Source organism: Sandarakinorhabdus cyanobacteriorum (assembly GCF_002251755.1).
In the GTDB taxonomy this organism is placed as follows: Bacteria; Pseudomonadota; Alphaproteobacteria; order Sphingomonadales; family Sphingomonadaceae; genus Sandarakinorhabdus; species Sandarakinorhabdus cyanobacteriorum.
This window is the reverse complement of sequence record NZ_NOXT01000005.1, coordinates 1-2,065: the sequence shown is the minus strand read 5'-3', so window position 1 is coordinate 2,065 and position 2,065 is coordinate 1. Positions and strand designations below refer to the sequence as shown.

Below are 2,065 nucleotides of genomic sequence, written 5' to 3'. Positions count from 1 at the left end.
GCCGCCGCTATCGCATTCTGGCTTTGAATGAGTCTGAACCCATTGACTATCCCTATCATGTTTCACGTGCGTCCTATCGAGTCTTGGCAATGCGATGCCAAGCAGGTGCGGACTTTCAAACAAACGTCTGCAACTGTCTTCGTAGATGATCGGCCAGTGGCTTATCCGGTGGGCGATAGGTCTGGGAGCGGGAAAACACGTAGATCGACCCTGTTAACTGGACACGTTTGAAAGTTCGTCGAGTCCACTTGCCAGCATTGCGAGCCGCCGATCAATGGCGGCCGCTATGCTTTCATGAATGCCGCCTGCGAAATCGTTCGGCATTTCAGCCCGGGCGGTTGCTGCCGCCGTGCCAGCGCGATCCAAGATATCTGTGATTGCGGTGCGAATTGCCTGCTGCCCAAGGCCAGCAGCCTTGCCGCTCTGGACAAAGTGGCGCCCCATCACCTCGTCGATCCGATAGTGGCGATTTTTTCCAGTCGCCATCGCCAGTCGGAATTTCTTCTGCGAAATCTGCCCCTTGTCGACGGCGGGTTGCACGGACAGCACATCGTAGAATGGCGTCAGTCCGTAGCTGTTCCCCGGCCGAAGGAAGATGCTGAAGTTCTTCGCATGCCCATCCGTGGCACCGATGAGCCAGAAGATGATCTGGCTCTTGAGGAACGCGGCCTGATCAGATTGGGGATCCTGCGCGCCCTTCAGGAGGCCCAATATGTCTCGCATGCCGGGCCCGCCATCGCTCTGGTATTTGCGTGTCGGCGGTACACCGAGCCCCTGGCAGCAATCTTCCTGGGGCAGGCGAAGGATGAGCGAATCTCCGCGCCGGCGTCGGTCAAATCGTTCCACCACCAACACCCGCCGCGTCCCAAACGTGATGATCTCGGTTTTGGCCACATCAAGGCCAAACGCGTGAAGCAATCGCAGGCAATAATGCTCGTTGTCCACGCTGTCCGACATGTCGATCATGCCGTCTGCGGTCTGAATCTGTCCCAGTTGCGGTTTCAGGATATGCGTGGTCGGGGTCATGCCGAGGGGGCGATACCAGCGGTCGTTCATGCGGAGCAGGGCCGTTTTCTCCTGTGCACCAGCCACCGAGATCCTGAACTCCTGTTCTCTGTCCAGACCGAGCGGGGCTTGCGCCAGATCTGCGAGCATTGCCTCGATCTCCTGGTCGCTGATGGGTTCAGCCGCGATTTCGGAGACGGAGGCGGGCTGCATGCCGTCTGGCACGAATTGCAGTGCGCCAACGCAGTCCCGCCCGATCGCTTGCAGGAGGCTGTAAAAGTCTGTCCCTTCTGCCCCCATCCTTTCGGCCACGCGGCGCCGAATGGCATCGCGGTCCGGGAGGAGGTTGTCGAAAACCGCAGAGACCTGATCTCCACGATAGGCGGTTGGAACCAGCGGCAACGACAGGGAAATCGGAAAGCGATTTTCCCAGGCAAGCCATTCGGGCGCATATTGGAAGCTGGTCGCGCCGTTGCCCGCCTTTTCCAAGCGACCGACGAGACGGCCGTTGATGAGGACATTCAGCGGCACATGGGTTTTGCGGCGCGCCATCCTCAGAAGATATCCTCAATCGACGCCTTGGCTGCAGCGCGGGGCACCAGCTCAATGTCGAGGCCAAGATGCGCGATCACGCTCAGCAGCGTATCAAGCCTTGTGCCCGGGTTGCCATTTTCGATCGCGGAAATGGTTTTCTGTAGGGTCCCAGCGAGGCTCGCGAGATCCTTTTGGGTCAGGTTGCGTCGTTGCCGCTCGCTTTGAATGATGGCGCCCAGCTGGCTGGGCAGTCTGACAATTTCGCCCATGACGGTCTCCAGTCATTACATTATACCCCGAAGGGTATAAAGACGCAATATACCCTCTGGGGGATAGAGATCGAATATACCCTGCGGGGGATAAGCGCGATAAATACCCTCCAGGGTATAAGGTGGCCTTATCCCTTCAAGGGCGCGCGGTCAGTTGAAAAGGCTGGCCCACCATGGTGCCAATGCGAAACAGGGCCTCAGCCAAAATCCACGAGTGATCGTGTCCCACCGCGTGGTGTAACTGCGGCGGTGTGGTC

2 protein-coding genes are annotated in these 2,065 nt (G+C 58.6%); both read right to left on the bottom strand.

Going from position 1 to position 2,065, the window contains the following annotated elements; genetic code table 11:
* Positions 1-213: 213 nt before the first annotated feature.
* On the bottom strand, positions 214-1,557 hold the full coding sequence (locus CHU93_RS00045; RefSeq protein ID WP_094472192.1) for a type II toxin-antitoxin system HipA family toxin: 1,344 nt from the start codon (positions 1,555-1,557) through the stop codon (positions 214-216).
* 2 nt (positions 1,558-1,559) lie between these two features.
* Positions 1,560-1,808, bottom strand: a complete 249-nt coding sequence (locus tag CHU93_RS00040; protein WP_094472191.1) for a helix-turn-helix domain-containing protein — start codon at positions 1,806-1,808, stop codon at positions 1,560-1,562.
* Positions 1,809-2,065: the final 257 nt, after the last annotated feature.